11 protein-coding genes are annotated in these 19,108 nt (G+C 73.8%); 8 read left to right on the forward strand and 3 right to left on the reverse strand.

Translation table 11 applies throughout. From position 1 onward, the window contains the following. Positions 1-134 precede the first annotated feature (134 nt). Positions 135-1,934, forward strand: a complete 1,800-nt coding sequence (gene atzF / locus MKK64_RS21485) for an allophanate hydrolase (RefSeq protein ID WP_243937098.1) — start codon at positions 135-137, stop codon at positions 1,932-1,934. A gap of 22 nt (positions 1,935-1,956) precedes the next feature. Here atzF and MKK64_RS21490 read toward each other — a convergent pair whose 3' ends face one another. Together MKK64_RS21490 and MKK64_RS21495 are read right to left on the reverse strand one after the other, a co-directional pair. Further along, positions 1,957-2,607 carry an invasion associated locus B family protein gene (locus tag MKK64_RS21490; protein ID WP_147860114.1) on the reverse strand — a complete coding sequence of 217 codons (651 nt, stop codon included), beginning with the start codon at positions 2,605-2,607 and terminating at the stop codon, positions 1,957-1,959. 8 nt (positions 2,608-2,615) lie between these two features. Next, entirely contained in the window at positions 2,616-6,824 is a 4,209-nt protein-coding gene (locus tag MKK64_RS21495; protein WP_243937106.1) for a YadA-like family protein, read from the reverse strand. A 703-nt stretch (positions 6,825-7,527) separates the two neighbouring features. On the opposite strand from MKK64_RS21495, the gene MKK64_RS21500 reads away from it, so the two are divergent. The 4 genes from MKK64_RS21500 to MKK64_RS21515 all read left to right on the forward strand — a co-directional run bounded on the left by MKK64_RS21500 (position 7,528) and on the right by MKK64_RS21515 (position 14,006). Continuing rightward, a complete protein-coding gene (locus tag MKK64_RS21500; RefSeq protein ID WP_243937108.1) occupies positions 7,528-10,194 on the forward strand; it encodes a DUF3772 domain-containing protein in 2,667 nt (888 codons plus the stop codon). 327 nt (positions 10,195-10,521) lie between these two features. After that, positions 10,522-11,505, forward strand: coding sequence for a GDP-mannose 4,6-dehydratase (gene gmd, locus MKK64_RS21505; protein ID WP_243937110.1), 984 nt, complete (start codon positions 10,522-10,524; stop codon positions 11,503-11,505). A gap of 55 nt (positions 11,506-11,560) precedes the next feature. After that, positions 11,561-12,532, forward strand: a complete 972-nt coding sequence (locus tag MKK64_RS21510; RefSeq protein WP_243937112.1) for a GDP-mannose 4,6-dehydratase — start codon at positions 11,561-11,563, stop codon at positions 12,530-12,532. A 43-nt stretch (positions 12,533-12,575) separates the two neighbouring features. Further along, positions 12,576-14,006: a phosphomannomutase gene (locus tag MKK64_RS21515; RefSeq protein ID WP_243937120.1), complete on the forward strand. Its 1,431-nt coding sequence runs from the start codon at positions 12,576-12,578 to the stop codon at positions 14,004-14,006. A 38-nt stretch (positions 14,007-14,044) separates the two neighbouring features. On the opposite strand, the gene MKK64_RS21520 is transcribed toward MKK64_RS21515, so the two are convergent. Then, positions 14,045-15,022: a sensor domain-containing diguanylate cyclase gene (locus MKK64_RS21520; protein WP_243937128.1), complete on the reverse strand. Its 978-nt coding sequence runs from the start codon at positions 15,020-15,022 to the stop codon at positions 14,045-14,047. Between the two features lie 242 nt (positions 15,023-15,264). Between MKK64_RS21520 and MKK64_RS21525 the strand changes: the two genes are divergently transcribed. The 3 genes from MKK64_RS21525 (at position 15,265) to MKK64_RS21535 (ending at position 19,062) form a co-directional block, all read left to right on the forward strand. After that, positions 15,265-15,768, forward strand: coding sequence for a CAP domain-containing protein (locus MKK64_RS21525; protein ID WP_147729617.1), 504 nt, complete (start codon positions 15,265-15,267; stop codon positions 15,766-15,768). 40 nt (positions 15,769-15,808) lie between these two features. Beyond that, on the forward strand, positions 15,809-16,744 hold the full coding sequence (locus MKK64_RS21530) for a TAXI family TRAP transporter solute-binding subunit (RefSeq protein ID WP_243937130.1): 936 nt from the start codon (positions 15,809-15,811) through the stop codon (positions 16,742-16,744). 533 nt (positions 16,745-17,277) lie between these two features. Then, on the forward strand, positions 17,278-19,062 hold the full coding sequence (locus MKK64_RS21535) for a glucan ABC transporter ATP-binding protein/ permease (protein ID WP_147728370.1): 1,785 nt from the start codon (positions 17,278-17,280) through the stop codon (positions 19,060-19,062). Positions 19,063-19,108 lie beyond the last annotated feature (46 nt).

A 19,108-nucleotide genomic window follows, 5' to 3' on the forward strand; every position in this document is an offset into this window, starting at 1 on the left:
CACCCCCCTCGTCCTGAGGTGCCGCAGCCGAGCGGAGGCCTCGAAGGAGGCCGCCTTCGAGACCCGCCGGGGCGGGCGCCTCGGGACGCGGGGCGGGATGGGATCGCTTTCGAGAAGCAACACCGCGAGACGCCATGCCCCCGTTCCCGACGATTCCCGCCCTGCACGCGGCCTACGCCGCCGGCGACGACCCGCGCGCGATCCTGGCGGAAGTCTACCGCCGCATCGCGGCCGCCGACGATCCCGGCATCTTCCTGAGCCTGGTGCCGGAGGCGGAGGCCGCGGCGACGCTCGCCGCGCTCGGCCCGTTCGACCCGGTGGGCAGGCCGCTCTGGGGCATCCCGTTCGCGGTGAAGGACAACGTCGACGTCGCCGGGATGGCGACGACGGCGGCGTGCCCGGGCTTCGCCTACACCGCGACCGAGACCGCCCACGCGGTCGAAAAGCTCCTGGCGGCGGGCGCGATCCTCGTCGGCAAGACCAATCTCGACCAGTTCGCCACCGGGCTGGTCGGCGTGCGCACGCCCTACCCGGTGCCGCGCAACGCCCTCGACCCGGCCTACGTGCCGGGCGGCTCCAGCAGCGGCTCGGCGGTGGCGGTCGCCCGCGGCCTCGTCGCCTTCGCGCTCGGCACCGACACGGCGGGCTCGGGCCGCGTGCCGGCCGGGCTGAACAACGTCGTCGGCCTGAAGCCCTCGCTCGGCAGCGTCTCGGCCCGCGGCATGGTCCCGGCCTGCCGGACGCTCGACACGCTCTCGGTCTTCGCCGGCACCGTGGCCGACGCCGACGCCGCCTTCCGCGCCATGGCCGGCTACGATCCCGCCGACGCGTTCTCGCGGAGCCTGCCCGTGCCCGCCGCGTCCGCGGTCCCGCCCGGCCTGCGCCTCGGCGTGCCGGATGCGCAGGGGCTGGACTTCGCCGGCGACGCCCTGTCCGAGGCGGCCTTCGCCGCGAGCCTTGCCGACCTCGAAGCCCTCGTCGGCGCCGGCCGCCCGGTCGACTTCGCGCCGATGTTCGCGACCGCGCGCCTGCTCTACACCGGCCCGTGGGTGGCCGAGCGCTACCAGGCGATCCGCGCCGTGATCGAGACGCGGCCCGAGATCCTGCATCCGACGACGCGGGCCGTGATCGAGAACGCCAAGTACTTCTCGGCGGCCGACGCCTTCGGCGGGCTCTATCGCCTCGCCGAGCTGCGGCGGGCGGCCGACGCGGTCTGGGACGCGGTCGACGTGCTCGCGGTGCCGACCTATCCGCGGCCGCGCACGGTGGCGGACCTCGCCGCCGACCCGATCGGGCCGAACAGCGAGCTCGGCACCTACACCAACTTCGTCAACCTGCTCGACTGGTGCGCGCTTGCCGTGCCCGGGCGCTTCCGGGCCGACACGTTCCCCGCGGGGGTGACGCTGCTGGCCCCCCGCGGCTGCGACGGGCTGCTCGCGGCGCTCGGCGCCCGGCTGCACGCGGCGTCCGGCGTGCCGATCGGGGCGAGCGCCGTGCCGGTGCCGGCGGCGACCGAGCCGGCGGGGCGGGCGGCGGGCGAGGCGATCGAGCTGGCGGTGGTCGGCGCGCACCTCTCCGGCCTCGCCCTCAACGGCGAGCTCACGCGCCTCGGCGCCCGCTTCCTGCGCGCGGTCGCGACGGCGCCGGACTACCGCTTCTACGCGCTGCCCGGCGGGCCGCCGCACCGGCCGGGCCTGCTGCGGGTGGCGGCGGGCACCGGCGTCGCGATCGAGACCGAGGTCTGGGAACTGTCGCCGGACGCCTTCGGCCGCTTCGTGTCCGCCATCCCGGAGCCCCTCGGCATCGGCACCCTGCACCTGTCCGACGGCACCCGGCCGAAGGGGTTCCTGGTCGAGGCCGAGGGCGTCGTCGGCGCCGAGGAGATCGGCCGCTACGGCGGCTGGCGCGGGTACTTGGCCCGCGCCCAGCGCTGAAGCCGGCCTGCGCGGGAGAGGGCTACTTGATGCCGGCGATCGCCGCGGCGAGGCCGTCGAGGGAGGTCGCGATGGCGACGGGGGCGGCGCTCTCGCTCCTGCGATAGCGGACGCGGACGGCGGCGCGCCCGGCGATCGCCCGCCGCAGGGCCTCGTCGACGGGCAGGAAGCCGAGGCACAGGCTGGCGTTGCAGCTTTCCAGGCGGATCACGGTCTCCTCGGCGGTGCCGAACGCCAACCCGACGGTGTGGGCCGACCACGCCCCGACCGGCGCGCGCACCACAAAGACCGGCGCGCCGGCGCTGGTGGCGGCGAGCGACCAGCTGAAGGCGAAGACCCCGTCGCCGTCGACGATCGATTGCGACGCGTTGCAGACCCGGCGGCGCCGGCGCAGGTTCTCGTCGCAGATCAGGGTCCAGCCGCCGAAGGCCTGGATCATCCGGCGGGTGTCGCCCGGCGCCTCGCCCGGCGGCGGCGCCCCCTCCGGCGGGTGGACGCGGTAGGCCGGCGCCGCGAACTGGGCGCGCGGCGGGTCGTCGGTGGAGACGGTGCCGCGCATCGCGATCGACCCGAGGGGGCCGTCTCCGCCCGACGGCCCGTGCCCCTGGCCGCACGCGGGCGCGGCGAGCAGCAGGGCCGCGAGGGCCGCCGCCGCGGTGGCGTGCGCGCGCATCGCCGGCCTCAGTTGAGGGTGAAGCTGGCGCCGGCGCCGATCCCGAAGTCGCGGCCGGCGGCGACGCCGGTGGCGTTGACCCGCGCGGACCCGTCGGGGAGCGTGTAGCCGATGCCCATCGAGGCCGCGCCCTCGCCGCGCCACACGCCGCCGCCGGCGGCCATGCTCAGCTTGCCCGGGCGGTCGTCGAAGCGGAGCGAGGCGGCGGCCAGGCCGATCGCCGCGCCGCGGCGCGCCTCCTGGCGGACCTGCCCGACCTCGTTCTGCAGGCCGGCGAGCTGGCTGCCGAAGGCGGTCATCTGCTTCTCCAGCGGCGCGACGCGGGCGTCGGTGTAAGCCGTGCTCGCGGCGTAGCTCGCCTGCACCCGCTGGTCGGTATAGGCGAAGCTCTGCGCCTTCGCGGTCGCGACCTGCCCCGTGACCTGGCCGAGATTGGCGGCGTCGGTCGGCAGCACGCCGGCGGCGACGTTGCGGATCAGCACCGGCTGGTTCGGGTCGCTGCCGGCCAGCGTCAGCGACTGCCCGCGCCCGCCGGTCGCCGGGTCGACGTCGTACTTGACGGCGAAGGTGTCGACCGCCGCGAGCGCGTCGCCGACGCCGGAATACGCCTTGCCGCCGATGGCATAGGTCGGCCCGGTGAAGCTGCCGTCGGCGGCAAAGCCCGCGCCGCCGCCCAGCGCGCCGGCGAGGTTGCCGCCGACCGCGCGGAGCTGGCGCAGGTTGACCGCATCCGTGTCCTGCGTGCCGCCGGCGACGTTGACGATCTGCCGCTCCGCGCCCTCGGCCCCGACCGAGACGGCGCCCGCGGTCGAGGCGACGGCGGCCCCCGAGAACGCCTCGGCGGCCCCCGAGAGCCCGGCGCGGCGGGCGACCGCGTTGGCGCCGAGCGCGACGCCGCCGGCCGCGCTCGCCACCGAGGCCGGGCCGATGGCGACGCTGTCGGCGCCGGTGGCCTGGGCCGCGGCACCGGTGCTGCGCACCGCCACGTAGCGGCTGCCGACGGTGTTGAGGTTGGTCACCGCGGCGTCGAGGCTGCCGAGCGCCGAGCCGACGTCGCCGAAGCGCGAGCCCTGGATCGCGTAGCTCGGTGCGGTCACCGACCCGTCGGCGGCCACGCCCGCGCCGCCGCCGAGGCTCTTGGCCAGCGAGGCGGAGAGCCCGTAGACCTGCCCGCCGTCGACCGCCTCGGTCGAGCCCGCGGCGATCCGGCCGCCGGCGATTCCGGTGAGCGTGCGCGCCGTGCCGTTGCGGTCGGCGAAGCTCACCGTGGTGCCGTCGGTATTGGCGCCGACGGTCAGCCCGCGCGTCGCCTGGTCCTGCTGGACCAGGCCGACGGTGCCGTTGGCGACCCCCGCCGACAGGCCCGCGACCGCCTGGTTCGTCGCGTAGAGCTGGCTGCCGTTGACCGCCTCGTTGGAGGCCGCCGACAGCGTCCCCGCCGCGACGCCGGCGACGGTGCGGCCGGTGCCGCCGGCATTGGCGAGGTTCAGCACCGTGCCGTCGGTCGCGGCGCCGATGCTCAGCTCGCGGCTGGCCTGGTCCTGCCGCAGCAGGCCGATCGTGCCCTGCACGATGCCGCTCTGGAGGCTCGCGAGGTTGCCGTTCGTGGCGGCGAGCCCGCTGGCATTCGCCGCCACCGCCTGGTTGGTGTCGTAGAGCTGCCCCCCGGTCACCGCATCGGCCGAGCCGGCGGCGATGGTGCCGTCGCTGAGGCCGGTGAGCAGGCGGGTGCCGCCCGAGGCGTTGCGCAGGGTCAGGCGGGTGCCGTCCGTACCCGCGCCGACGGCGATGTCGCGGGTGGTCGGGTCCTGCTGCACCAGGCCGATCGTGCCGGCTCCGATCGCCGATTGCAGGGTGCTGGTCTGGGCGCCGTTGGCCGCCACCGCCTGGTTGGTGTCGTAGAGCTGGCTGCCGTTGACCGCCTCGTCCGAGCCGGCGGCGACCGCGCCGGCGGAGACGCCGCGCAGGACGCGGCCGTTGCCGGCGCTGTTGCGGAAGTCGACGAGCGCCCCGTCCGTCGCCGCGGCGACCAGGATCGCGCGGCTCGTCGGGTCCTGCTGCACCAGGCCGATCGTGCCGTCGGTGATGCCCTGGCGCAGGGTGCCGATCGCGCCCGCGTTGGTAGCGATGTCGCTGGTGTTGGTCGCGACCCGGAGGTTCGTCGCGTAGAGCTGGTCACCGTTGACCGCATCGGTCGAGCCCGCGGCGAGGCGGCCGGCCGAGACGCCGCGCAGCGCGACCGCGTTGCCGCCGTTGCCCCGGGCGAGGTCGACCACGCCCGTCGGGTTGTTCGCGCCGTCCGGCACGTACTGCACCGCGAGGCGGTTGGTCGCCGCGAGCGCCGAGCCGACGTCGCCGTAGGTCTGGCCGCCGACGGCGTAGGCCGGGGCGGTGAACGCGCCGGTCACCGGGTTGAACGCGGCGCCCGCCCCGAAGATCTGCATCACGGCGTTGCCGCCGAGGCGAAGCTGGCCGACCGTCGCCGCGTCGCCGTCGGCGCTGCCGGCGGCGAGCCCGGTCAGGCGGCGCGCGCCCGCGGTGCCGGTGAAGTCGACCACGCTGCCGTCGGTGGCCGAGCCGACCGTGATGGTGCGGCTCGCGGCATCCTGCTGGACGAGGCCGATCGTGCCGGCGTCGAGGCCGCTGCGCAGCGCGGTGAGGTTGCCGGCGTTCGTCGCCACGGCCTGGTTCGTCGTGAACAGCTGGCCGCCGTTGACCGCGTCGGTCGAGCCCGAGGCGAGGTTTCCCGGGGCGACGTTGTGCAGGGCGACCGGAGCGCCGCCGTTGGCGCCGACCAGCGTCGCGTCGTTCGAGGGCGTGGCCGGGTTCGCGGTCGTCGGGTCCGCCGACGTGGAATATCGCAGCGGCATCTGCGACAGCGCCACGGCGCCGCTGTCGGTCGTCGCCGGCGCGAGCCCGGTGATGCCGACCGCCGAGCCGACGCTGCCGCCGCGGGTCAGGTCGATGCTGGCGAGCCGGTTGCCCGAACCGTCGGTGTCGTAGCGCAGGCCGAGCTGGTCGATGGCGCCGACGACGCCGGGCACGGTGGCGTAGGGCTTTCCGTTGTAGCTGTAGCTCGGCGCCGTGTAGGTGCCGTCGCTGCCGAAGCTGCCCCCGAGCGCGGTCGCGTTCCCGGCGACGCCGTTCCCGACCGAGCGGAGCTGGCGCAGGTTGACCGCGTCGGTGTCCTGCTGGCCGCCGGCGACGTTGGTGATCTGCCGCTCCGCGCCCGCCGCGCCGACCGAGAGCTCGGTGTTGGCCGAGGAGAGGGTGGTCGTGGTGTAGGCCTCGGTGCCGCTCAAGGTGCCGCGCAGCGCCATCGAGCCGGCGCCGAGCGCCACCGAGCGCGCCTTGGTCGCCGAGGCGCCGCTGCCGAGCGCCAGCGCCGAGCCGCCGACGGCGTTGGAATTGTCGCCGATCGCGATGTTGCTGGCGGTCGGGTTGCCGCCGGTCTCGCCGGCGACGGAGAGCCGGCCGAGCGCCAGCGCATCCTGCCCGTAGGCGCTGGCGATGAAGCCCTGGGCGAACGAGAAGTCGCCGACCGCGTAGGATTGCCGTCCCAGGGCGATGGCGACGTCGCCGAGCGCCTGGTTGTTGGTGCCGAGCGACAGGGTCGAGCGGCCGGTGGCGATGTTGGCGTAGCCGATCGCGACGCCGTAGGAGCCGGACGCGGCGTTGTTGGCGCCGATCGCGGTCGAGTTGAAGGTCCCGGTGCCGGCCGCGTTGTTGTAGCCGACGGCGACGCCGCCGGCGGCGCCGACGGTGGACTTCTTGCCGATCGCGGTGCCCGACGGCTGCGCGCCGGCATTGACCTCACCGGGACCCGGCGGCGTGGTGCTGCCGTTCGCGCCGTTCCGGATGTCGCCCCCGGTCCCGGCCGTCGGGTTGCCGACGCCGTTGGCGTCCCGGTAGTTGATGATGCCCTGGTTGGTCGTCGCCGATTGCGCGGCGGCGCCCGAGCCGATCGCCACGGATCCGGCACCGGACGAGCTCGCGTTGTAGCCGCCGGCGAAGGACTCGTCGCCGCCGGCCGCCGCGTTCGGGCCGACCGCGGTCGAATTCGCTCCGGCCGAGGTGGCGCCGGTGCCGGCATTGTAGGCCTGTGCCGAGGCCGAGCCCGTCGCGGCGAGGCCGAGCGCCAGGGCCAAGGCGGTCGTGGTCAGGAGGTCGCGGTGCAGGCGCGCAGCGGGGCGGTCGCAGGGTCGATGGCTGGGCATGACGGCCGGTATGTCCTCAAGGAACGCAACGCAGAGATCTGGACAGGCAAGGCGATGCCGCCGGCACGTGTGCGCAGGGCGCGCATGCCCGGGGTGGATTTCGATTGTTGGTCAAATCCTGCCGTGATCGTCGGATGACGCCCGACGTTTCAGGCAAGTGTGCTGGTGTCTTTGCTCGACGCGACTTCCCGATCTTGACGCTTGATTATTTTCTTATTTCCAGACCCGTTCGGCGCTATTTGCGTCGCTCGGGTCTCTATTTCAGCCTACCTTGCTGCTCGGTACGCGCTGTTCATGACTGGTTATCATTAAAACGATGCTACGCGCGGAGATGATAGCGCTGCCTCTCAAAGGGACAGGGCGGCGGCGCCCGCCCGGTCGTCTCGGCGGGCGGGCTCGGGCGCGGCCCGCCGCCTCTTCGATCTCACGGCGACGTGAACGCGCCCGAGCGATACGCCGCTGCGGGGGAGGCCCGCCGATCGCTAGCCGGCATGGTCGGCGCGTTCCGCGACCGCGTCGGGACGGCGCCGGGAGAGAGGATTATCGTCTCCCCCTGGCGCCCTCGGGCCGACGTGGCACGCTTTCGCCCCATTGATCGGCGACACGAAGCGTCTTTTGCGGCAGGGCGCCGCGGACGAGCGCCGCGTCGCCCACGCCCCTTCCCGCCCCACCCTGCCCCACCGCCGAGCACCCAAGGAATTCGATGAGCCGTCGCCCGTCCGCGCGCAGCCGAACCGCCCGCGAAACGCGCCTGCGCAGCCCGATCCGTCCGGTGATCGTCGCCTGGCTGGCGGCGCTGCTGCTCGCGCCCAGCCTCGTGCAGGCGCAGGCGCCCGCCGCGCAGCCGACGGCCCCCGCCAAGGCCGAGAAGGCGCCCGACGGCAAACCAGCCGAGGCCAAGTCCTCGGATGGCAAGCCGGTCGAGGCGAAACCGGCGGACGCCAAGCCGGCCCCTCCGAAACCCGAGATGTCCGAGGCGCTCAAGGCGGTCCGGGCCAGGCTCGACGCGGCCAAGAACGACCTCGCCGCGCGCGAGAAGGAGCTGGCCCGCACCGATCTCGGCACGCCGGAGCTCTCCGCCATCCGCGACGGCGTCGGCCCGGTCACCGACGAGATCCGCACGATCATCGGCCGTCTCGACGCGCCGCTGGAATCGGCGCGCGAGCGCCTGACCCAGCTCGGGCCGAAGCCGAAGGACGTCGAGGAGAGCCCGGAGGTGGCCCAGGAGCGGGTCGAGCGCGACGCGGCGGTCTCGCGCATCGACGAGACCCAGCGGCTGGCGCGCTCGCTCCTCGTCCAGGGCGACCAGATCATCGACCGGGTCTCGAACCGGCGCCGGGAATCCTTCACCAAGGGGCTGTTCGAGCGCAGCCAGGCGCTGGTCAGCCCGCAGCTCTGGAGCCGGGTCGCGGCCGACGTCCCCCGCGACATCCGCTCGCTCCAGAGCGCGCTGTCCGACATCCTGCTGCTGTTCTCGCGCAACGGAACGCTCGGCAACCTGCTGATGCTCGGCCTCGCCTTCGGCGTGTCCGTGGCGCTGTATTTCGGCCGGCGCAACATCGCCCCGCGGCTCGGCCGGCGCGACGCGGCGATGACCGACCCGAGCCGGCGCCAGACCCTGCTCGGCGCGTGGCGGGTGCTGCTGCTCGGCACCGTGCCGGCGGTGATCGGATCCTACACGGTGTACTACGCCCTCGACGCCACCGACCTGCTGCCCTCCCGGCTGCTTCCGGTGGCCGGCGCGATCCTGGCCGGCCTCGCCTTCATCGCCTTCGTCGAGGCCCTGTGCGACGGCCTGCTCTCGCCGGACAAGCCGCAGTGGCGGCCGGCGCCGGTGAGCGACGCGGCGGCGATCCGGGTGACGCGGCTCGCGGTCGGCATCGCCACGGTGATCACCGTGGTGAAGTCGATCGAGGCGCTGAACTCGGGCATCTCGGCGGCGCTGCCGATCTCGATCGCCACCCGCGGCATCGGCGCGGTCGCCACCGCGCTGATCCTCGCCATCGGCCTGCACCGCTTCGCCGACAAGGAGGAGGAAGAGGAGGCCTGCTTCGGCCCCTACGTGCCGACGAAGACCACCACCGGCATCGGCGGCCCGGCCCGGCTCGTCGGCTGGGCGGCGGTGGCCGTCATCGGCGTCGCCGCCCTCGTCGGCTACGTCGCCTTCGCGGCGTTCGTGATCGACCAGCTGGTCTGGACCGCGAGCCTGCTGGTGCTGCTCTACCTGCTGGTGCAGAGCGCCGACACCTTCGTCGGAGGCTCGCTCTCGGACGACACCCGGCTCGCCACCGCGCTCCAGGCCAATACCGGCCTACGCAAGCGTTCGCTCAACCAGATCGCGGTGCTCTCCACCGGTGCCGCGCGGGTGCTGCTGTTCCTGATCGTGGCGCTCCTGGTGCTCGCGCCCTGGGGCCTCGATTCGACCGACATCGTCTCCTCGATCCGGCAGGCCTTCTTCGGCTTCAAGGTCGGCGACGTCACGATCTCGCTCTCGACGATCGCGCTCGGCCTCGGGATCCTGGTCCTCGGCATCGCCATCACCCGCGCGGTCCAACGCTGGCTCGACCAGGTCTACCTGCCCGCCACCGACCTCGACGCGGGCCTGCGCAACTCGATCTCGACGGTGTCGGGCTATTGCGGCTTCCTGCTCGCCCTGGCGCTGGCCTTCTCCTATCTCGGCCTCAGCCTCGAGAAGCTGACGATCGTGGCCGGCGCGCTCTCGGTCGGCATCGGTTTCGGCCTGCAATCGATCGTCAACAACTTCGTCTCGGGCCTGCTCCTGCTCTGGGAGCGGCCGATCCGCGTCGGCGACCAGGTGGTGATCGGCGACTCGGAGGGCATCGTGAAGCGCATCTCGGTGCGCTCCACCGAGATCCAGACCTTCGACCGCTCGGCGGTGATCGTCCCGAACTCGAACCTGATCTCCGGCATCGTCAAGAACCGCGTCCGCGGCGACCGGACGGGCCGGGTCTCGCTGGTGGTCAACGTGCTGCGCAACCAGGACCCGGCGCGCGCCGCCGAGATGCTGCTCGCCTGCGCCGCCCAGCACGCCGACGTGCTGAAGGAGCCGGCGCCGCGCGTGGTGTTCCGCAAGATCGGCGACCCGTTCCTCGAGTTCGAGCTCGTGGTGATGATCGTCGACGTCAGCCTCGGCCAGAAGGTGCAGAACGACCTGAACTTCTCGGTGTTCAGGACCCTGTCCGAGGCGGGCTTCATCCCGCCGCTCGGGCCGGGCTCCAGCATCGTCACGGTGCAGGGCCTCGACGGGATGCAGGACGCGTTCTCGGAGATCGCCGGCCGGTTCCGCCCGCCGGCCGCCGAGGAGGGCCGCGACGGACGGCGCGACCTGAGCGCGATCGGCGCGCGGTAGCGCGCCGGCGGCACCGAAAGCACGCCTCGGTAGCTATCTCGCGCGATCATACTCGCTTGGGTTGCAGGGACGGGCGTCCTTGGCCAAACCTTCCGCATCGTTCGCGAGAGGGCGGGATGATTCGCGCAGGCGGCGGACGCGCGACGCCGCGGGCGACGCGACGGCCGCCGGGGGCGCGGACCCGCACGCCGCCCGCGGATCGGCCACGGATGTCGGGCCGTTCACGCGTTGAAGGCCCGGGTGCCGGCGGATATGCAGTCGCGGATCGCGGCGGCCTCTCGCTCATCGACCGACGGAATGTCACGTTCAGAGGGAGAGGCTTCGCAGATGAGCACCAAGACGGCACTGATCACCGGCATCACCGGGCAGGACGGGGCGTATCTCGCGCAGCTGCTGCTGTCGAAGGGCTACGCGGTGCACGGGGTGGTGCGGCGCTCGAGCCATGCCGGGGTGTTCGACCACCGGCTGAAGTGGCTCGGGATCGAGAACGACGTGGAGCTCCACGACGGCAACCTGCTCGACCTGTCGAGCCTGGCCCGCATCGTTCAAGCCGTGCAGCCGGACGAGGTCTACAATCTGGCCGCGCAGTCGTTCGTCACCGCCTCGTGGCAGCAGCCGCTGCTGACCGGGCAGATCACGGGCTTGGGCGCGGTCAACCTGCTCGAATGCGTGCGCACCCTCAAGCCCGACGCGCGCTACTACCAGGCCTCGTCGTCGGAGATGTTCGGCCTGATCCAGGAGCAGGTGCAGAGCGAGGCGACGCCGTTCTACCCGCGCTCGCCCTACGGCGTGGCCAAGCTCTACGCGCACTGGATGACGATCAACTACCGCGAGAGCTTCGGCCTGCACGCCTCGAACGGGATCCTGTTCAACCACGAGAGCCCGCTGCGCGGGGTCGAGTTCGTCACCCGCAAGGTCACCGATGGGGTCGCGCGGATCAAGCTCGGGTTGGCGAAGGAGCTGCGGCTGGGCAACATCGACGCCAAGCGCGACTGGGGCCACGCCAAGGACTACACCCGGGCGATGTGGATGATGCTGCAGCAGGACAAGCCCGACGACTTCGTGATCGCCACCGGCCGCACCACCACGGTGCGCGACATGTGCGCGCTCGCCTTCGCGCATGTGAATCTCGCCATCGACGACCACCTCGTCATCGACGAGAAGCTGTACCGGCCGGCCGAGGTCGAGGTGCTGCTGGGCAACCCGGCCAAGGCCGAGGCCGCCTTCGGCTGGAAGGCCGAGATCTCGCTCGAGGCGATGATCCAGGAGATGGTCGAGGCCGACCTGAAGCGCCTGGGCGGGCGCACGTGACCGGCCTGCGCCGCAGCGCGACGGCCCCGGCCCGCGTGCGGAGCCGCGTGCGCCCGTGAAGCGCATCCTGGTCACGGGGGCGGCCGGCTTCGTCGGGCGGCACGCGCTGGCGGCGCTGTCGGCCGGCACCGGGGCCGCGGACCGGATCCTCGGCATCGGCCGCGGCCGCCCGGCCGTCCTGCCGGAGCGGGTCGCCTACGAGACGGTCGACCTGCTGGACGAGGCGGCGCTGCACGCCAGCGTCGCCGCGTTCCGCCCGACCGACGTGCTGCACCTGGCCGCGATGGCCTCGGTGCAGCAATCGGCGGATGCGCCGGGGGAGACCTGGCGGGTCAACCTCGTCGGGCTGCTGAACCTCGCCGAGGCGGTGGCGGGATCCGCCCCCGGCGCGGGCTTCCTGTTCGTCAGCTCGGGCGAGGTCTACGGCCGGGCGTTCCTGGCCGGCCGGCCGCTGACCGAGGCGGCGGTGCCCGATCCGCAGGGGCCGTATGCCCGCTCGAAGTGGTTCGGCGAGACGATCCTGCGCGACCTGCTGGCCAAGGCGGAGGTGCGGCTGGTGATCCTGCGGCCGTTCAACCAGATCGGGGCCGGCCAGGACGAGCGCTTCGTGGTGCCGTCCTTCGCCGGCCAGATCGCGCGGATCGAGGCCGGGCTTGTGGCGCCGGTGCTGGCGGTGGGCAACCTCGCGGCCGAGCGCGACTTCCTGCCGGTCGGCGACGTGGTGCGGGCCTATGTCGATCTGATCGGGCGCGGCCTGGACATCGCGGACGGGTCGGTGTTCAACGTCGCCTCGGGGCGGCCGCGCAGCATCGCCAGCGTGGTGGACGACCTGCGCCGGCACGCGCGGGTGCCGTTCGAGGTCCGGGTCGCACCGGACCGGATGCGCCCGTCGGAGATCCCGGTGGCGGCCGGCGATGCGACGCGCCTGACGGAGGCCACCGGCTGGACGCCCAAGGCCGACTGGGACGCCGCGCTCGCCGACGTGCTCGAACATGCCAGGGCGACGCTGGGCCGATCCGTGCCGTAGGGGAATTTCGTCGACGATCGGTAAGAGGCGTGGAGAGGCCGTCGTGAGCAGCCTGAAGTTCGGGACGAGCGGCCTGCGCGGCCTGGTGACGGACCTCGTCGGGTGGCCGAGCTACGCCTATGCCGGGGCGTTCTTCCGCTCCGTCGGCGCGGCGTGCTGCCCGGGCCGCACCGTGGTGATCGGGCGCGACCTGCGCGACAGCAGCGCCGGCATCGCCGCCACCGTCGCCACCGCAGCCGCCGCGGCGGGCTTCGCGGCGATCGATTGCGGCGCGCTTCCGACGCCGGCGCTGGCGCTCGAGGCGATGCGGCGCGGAGCCTGCGCCGTGATGGTCACCGGCAGCCACATTCCGCAGGACCGCAACGGCCTGAAGTTCTACCGGCCCGACGGCGAGATCACCAAGGCCGACGAGGTCGCGATCCTCGCCGCCCTCGGCGACGTCGCCGCGGCCGGGACCATGGCGGCCCCCGTCGCCGCGACGCCGGACCCGGACGTGATCGACCGCTACCGGCGCCGCTACGGCGACGTCTTCCCGCCCGACACCCTGAGCGGGATCCGCGTCGCCGCCTACCAGCAGAGCTCGGTCGCCCGCGACCTGCTCGCCGACCTGCTGGCGGCGTTCGGCGCCGAGGTCACGCCGATCGGCCGCTCGGAGACCTTCGTCCCGATCGACACCGAGGCCCACCGCCCGGAGGACGTCGCCTTCATCGCCGAGGTCATGGCCTCGGGCGACTTCGACGCCCTGGTCACCACCGACGGCGACGCCGACCGGCCGCTGGTCGCGGACGCCGCCGGCGGGATCGTGCGCGGCGACGTGCTCGGCCTGATCACCGCGCGCCATCTCGGCGTCGACGCGGTGGTGGTGCCCGTCACCGCCGGCTCGGCGATCGAGCAGGCCGGCGGGTTCGGGCAGGTGCTGCGCACCCGCGTCGGCTCGCCCTTCGTCATCGCCGGCATGGAGCAGGCGCGGCGGGCGGGGGCGAAGGCGGTCGCCGGCTTCGAGGCGAACGGCGGCTTCCTGCTCGGCTCCGACGTCGCGGTCGGCGACAAGGTCCTGCCCGCCCTGCCGACGCGCGACGCGATGCTGCCCATCCTGGCGACGCTGGCCGCATCCCGGCAGGCGGGGCTGGCGCTGGCCGACCTCGTGGCCTCGCTGAACGTCGGCGAGATGGCGAGCGACCGGCTGCCCGACACGCCGGCCGAGCGCAGCGGCGCCCTCCTGCAAAGCCTCGGCGACGCGTCGTTCCGCCGGACCTTCCTGCAGCCGGTCGGCACCCCGGAGGCGGTCGACGCGCAGGACGGGATCCGGATCGCGCTCGACGGCGGCCGCACGATCCACTTCCGCGCCTCGGGCAACGCCCCCGAGCTGCGGTGCTACACCGAGGCGCCGACCGCCGCGGAAGCCAAGGACCTCCTCGCCTGGGGGCTCGACGCGGCGGCGGCGGCGATGGCGGCGGGAGCCGGACGCGCGTAGCCGTCGCCCCCGGGGCTCGACGGCGCGATGCCGGCCGGTCAGGCGAAGCGGATCGATGCGCCGTGCGTGCGGAGGGTGTTCCGCCCGGCGCGCTTGGCGGCGTAGAGCGCCGCGTCGGCGCGGGCGAAGGCATCCGCCGGCCCGCCGCCCGCGACGGCGGCGATGCCGACCGAGGCGCCGACCCGGATCGTGACGCCGCCGACCTGCATCGGGCGGCCCATCGCATGGACGATCCGACCCGCCAGGGCTTCGGCGCCGCGCGCGCTGCCATGGCCGCCGAGCAGGATGGCGAATTCGTCGCCGCCGATCCGCGCCACGAGGTCGGCCCGGCGGCAGAGCCCGGCGATGCGGTCGGCCGCCTCCCGGAGGCAGGCATCGCCCGCCGCATGCCCGAAGCCGTCGTTGACCGCCTTGAAGCCGTCGAGGTCGACGAGAACGAGCAGGCCCGCGCCTTGCCGGCACAGGAACGCGAGCCGGTCTTCGAAGCACATCCGGTTGGCGAGGCCCGTCATCCCGTCGAGATCGGCCCGTCGGCGCGCCGCCTCGGCGGCCAGCCTCTCGTCGGTGATGTCCTGCTTGATCCCGAACAGCCGCACCGCGACGCCCGCGCGCGCCTCCACCGTGGCGGTCAGGCGGATCCAGCGGAGTTGCCCGGCGGCGGTGCGGATCTCGGTGTCGAGGCGGAAGCCGGTCCGCTCGGCGATCGCTCGCGAGCGGGCCGCCTCGAGGGCGCGGCGCGAGGCCTCCGGGTAGTGCTCGAGGGCGCGCCCGCGCGACAGGGCCGTCCCGCGCGGGATGCCGAACAAGTCGTAGACGCCGGAGGACCAGTCGATCGCCTCGTCGCGCAGGCGGCATTCCCACACCCCGATCCCAGCCGCGGCCGCGGCCCGGTCGAAGGTGCGCTGGCGCTCGGCCAGCCGCTCGGCGTCCCGGCGGATCAGGCGCAATTGCGCCTCGGCCGAGCGGATCGTCGCCGACGCCGCGGCGACGTCGGGGTGGATGGGCGGTCCGGTCATGCGGCGGGCGACGTCGCACCGACGAAGCCGCCCCGCAGGTTCGCCTCGATGATTCCCACGCGATTCCCGACCCGGACCGGAGCGCGCCGGGACGGCCCGGCATCGACGGCTCCATTCGGTACAGCTTAAGCGCGAGCCGGTGAAGGGTTCGTCAATCCTGATGCACGGCGCCCCCGGGCACCCTATATGTCGCGGCGGTGGCCCGATCGACGCGGGCCGATGGCGAGCGGCGGATCGGACACGTGGGCAGCATCGGACGATACGGCGCGGGCGCCCTGCTGCTCGCCGGCGCGGCGCTGCTGGCCGGGTGCGCCACCGACACGCAGACCACCGCGGCGCTGCCGAGCCTCTACCTGCCCCTGTCGAACAACGCGGCCCACGTCGACACCGAAGCCGCGCGCGACATGATCTCGGCCTATCGCCGCGGCCGCGGCGAGGCGGCGCTCGCCCTCGACCCCGAGCTCCAGAAGCTCGCCGAGGCCGAGGCGGCGTCGATGGCGCTCGCCGACCGGCCGAGCAAGGCGCAGACCGTGAAGGGCGCCGTCGAGCGGCTCGGCTTCGCGTCGGCCAACGCCAACCTGTCGGCTGGCTACCACACCCTCGCCGAGGCCTTCTCCGGCTGGCGCGACAGCCCGCCCCACAACGCCGTGATGCTCGATCCGAAGGCCGCCCGCATGGGCATCGCCACCGCCTACGCGCCCGGATCGAAGTACAAGGTCTACTGGGCGCTGCTGACCGCGAAATGACGGCCGAGCGACGGCCCCGGCGCGGAGGCGGACACGTGCGATGCGGGTGAAGCCTGTTCTGGTCGCTCTCTGCCTGATGCTCGCCTCGTCCGCGCGGGCCGAGCCGCTTCGCCTCGTCCTCGGCACCGCCACCCCGGGCGGCGGCTTTCCGGCCTACGGCGCGGCGCTGGCGGCCTCAGTCCGCGCGGTCGACCCCGACCTGACCCTGGAGACCCGCGCCACCGGCGGCTCGGCCGAGAACGTCCGGCTGCTGCGCGAGGGCGCCCTCGACCTCGCGCTGGTGCAGGGCGAGTTCGCCTACGACGCGCTGGCGGCGGGTGACGGCCCGCGGCTCACCGCGGTCGCGCCGATGTACGCCACGCCCGGCCTGCTCGTGGTCGCGGCGGCGAGCCCGGTCCGTACCCTCGCCGACCTCGCCGGCAAGCCCGTCGCGCTCGGCACCCGGAATTCCGGGCTGACGGTGATGGGCCGCGCGGTGCTCGCCGCCTCCGGCCTCGACCCGGAGCGCGACATCGTCCCGATCCTCCTGGAGCATGCCGGCGACGGCCCGGCCATGGTCGCCGACGGGCGCGCGGCCGCGCTCTGGGGCGGCGGCATCGGCTGGCCGGGTTTCGCAGCGGTCGCGGCGATGCCCGGCGGCGCCCGCTTCGTCGGCCCGTCGCCGCAGGCGATCGACCGGGCGCTCGCCGCGCGGCCCTCGCTGCGCCGCATGACCGTGCCGGCCGGCAGCTTCCGCGGGCAGGATGCGGCGATCGAGACCGTGGGCTCGTGGAGCCTCGTGCTCGCCCGGCCGGGCCTCGACCCCGAGGCGGCCCACCGCCTGGTCGCGGCGATCGGACGGGCCGGCGCTGGGCTGGCCGGGCGCCTGCCGCAGGGACGCGACAGCGATCCCGCGAACCTCGCCGCCACGGTGCCGGCGGGGAGCCTCAACCCCGGGACGGCGCGGTACCTGCGCGAGATCGGCGCGGCGCGCTGAGCCGCCGGCCCGGGGCAGGTCCCCGTCGGCGCATCCTCGATCGGGCTCGAACCCCGTGATCCGCGATGCGGTCGGGCATCCGGCGCAGCGTCGGCGCGCGAGGTTCCGGCCGGCGCCGCCGGCGCCCGATCATGTGACCCGGGGGCCTGTGGCGCGGCCGGCCCGAACGTCGCGGTCGCGAGATCCCCGTGCACGACGCGCGATGCGAGAAATTCGCGCGCCTGCGCGCATCGCGCGCTTGTGGAGCCCTCGGGGACGAGGTTAGGAAATCTTGCTGAACGAACCGTAAAGGCCTCCCCGCAGCGGGGCGGATCCGTCAGGCGCCGTTCAGCCAGCCCCTGGCATAAGTCCCGTCGCGCCAAGCGTTTGGGAGCCCGGAGCTCGGGACTCCCGAATTCACCGTTCCGGCGATCGGACGGAGCGCGACGGAAGAAGGAAGACCCGGACCGCAGCCGCGGACCGGGTTCGAGGGGGAAGAGCGCGCTGGGCCCGGGCAACACGGGGCGCGCCTGAGGTCGGTGTTCGGAGCTGACATGTCGCTGTTTCGTCTGTACGCGCGCGTTCTGAGCCTTCTGGGCAACGACAAGCGGCTCGCCATCGGCCTCGGGTTCGCCAACGTCGCGCTGGCGGTGGCGGCCTTCGCCGAACCCCTGATCATGGGCCGCATCATCGACGGGCTGACCCACCTCAAGCGCGGCGGCAACGGCCTGCAGACCATGCTGCCGCTGATCGCGGCCTGGGTCGCATTCGGCTTCTTCACCATTGCGGCGGGCGTCGCCATCGCGCTCCACGCCGACCGGCTGGCCCACCGCAACCGCCTTTCCACCATGGCGAACTACTTCGAGCACGTCCTCGACCTGCCGCTCGCCTTCCACTCGGCGAACCATTCCGGCCGCGTGCTGAAGGCGATGCTGGAGGGCACCAACGGCATGTCGGCCCTGTGGCTCGGCTTCTTCCGCGACCACTTCGCGGCCCTGGTCTCGCTCGGCGTGCTGCTGCCGATGACGCTGTTCGTGAACTGGCAGCTCGGCTCGATCCTGCTCGTGCTGGTGCTGGTCTTCACCGCGCTGACCACCTTCGTCATGCGCCGCACCGAGACGCTGCAGGGCGAGGTCGAGTTCTACAATTCGGGCCTGGCCGCGCACGCCTCCGACGCGCTCGGCAACGTCGCCGTGATCCAGTCCTTCACCCGCGCCAAGGCCGAGAAGGACGCGATGCGCGACATCATCGGCAACCTGCTCGCCGCGCAGATCCCGGTGCTGTCGTGGTGGGCGCTGGCCAACGTCGCGACCCGCGCGTCGGCCACCATCACCATGACCGCGGTGTTCGTCACCGGCATCATGCTCTACCAGGCCGGCCAGACCTCGGTCGGCGAGGTCGTCGCCTTCATGAGCCTCGCCACCGCCCTGGTGACGCGCCTCGACCACGTGGTCGGCTTCGTCAACGGCCTGTTCCAGCAGGCGCCGAAGATCGCCGAGTTCTTCACGATCTTCGACACGGTGCCGGCCGTCCGCGACCGCTCGCACGCCGTCCAGGTCGCCCGCTTCGCCGGCGAGGTCGAGTTCGAGGGCGTCGGCTTCTCCTACGACGGCCGCCGCAAGGCGCTCGACGGGGTGTCGTTCGCGGCCCGCGCCGGCGAGACCATCGCGCTCGTCGGCACCACCGGCTCGGGCAAGTCGACGACGCTGGGCCTGCTGCACCGCAGCTTCGACCCGGGCGCCGGCGCGATCCGCATCGACGGGATGGACATCCGCGACGTCGCCGTGTCGTCGCTGCGCCACAACATCGGCGTGGTGTTCCAGGAGCCGATGCTGTTCGCCCGCTCGATCCGCGAGAACCTCCAGGTCGGCCGCCCGGACGCCACCGATGCCGAGATGCTCGACGCCCTGGAGCGCGCCCAGGCCTCCGCCTTCATGGCGCGCCAGCCCGACGGCCTCGACACGGTGATCGGCGAGCGCGGCCGCTCGCTCTCGGGCGGCGAGCGCCAGCGCCTCTCGATCGCCCGGGCGATCCTGAAGAACCCGCCGATCCTGATCCTCGACGAGGCGACGAGCGCGCTCGACGCCGCCACCGAGCGCCGCCTGCAGGGCGCGCTGGAAGCCGTGATGGAAGGCCGCACCACCTTCGTCATCGCCCACCGCCTCGCGACGATCCGCAACGCCGACCGCATCCTGGTCTTCCACGAGGGCCGCATCGTCGAGAGCGGCACCTTCGACGGCCTGGTCGCGCAGAACGGCCGCTTCGCCGAGCTCGCCCGGGCGCAGTTCATGGCCGCCGAGGCGGACGAGGGCGAAGCGGTGCTGGCTCTGGCGGCCTGAGGTCGTCCTGTTCACCGAAGACGGCGAGATCGTCGCGATCATCAAG

Source organism: Methylobacterium sp. E-025 (assembly GCF_022829705.1).
GTDB lineage: Bacteria > Pseudomonadota > Alphaproteobacteria > Rhizobiales > Beijerinckiaceae > Methylobacterium.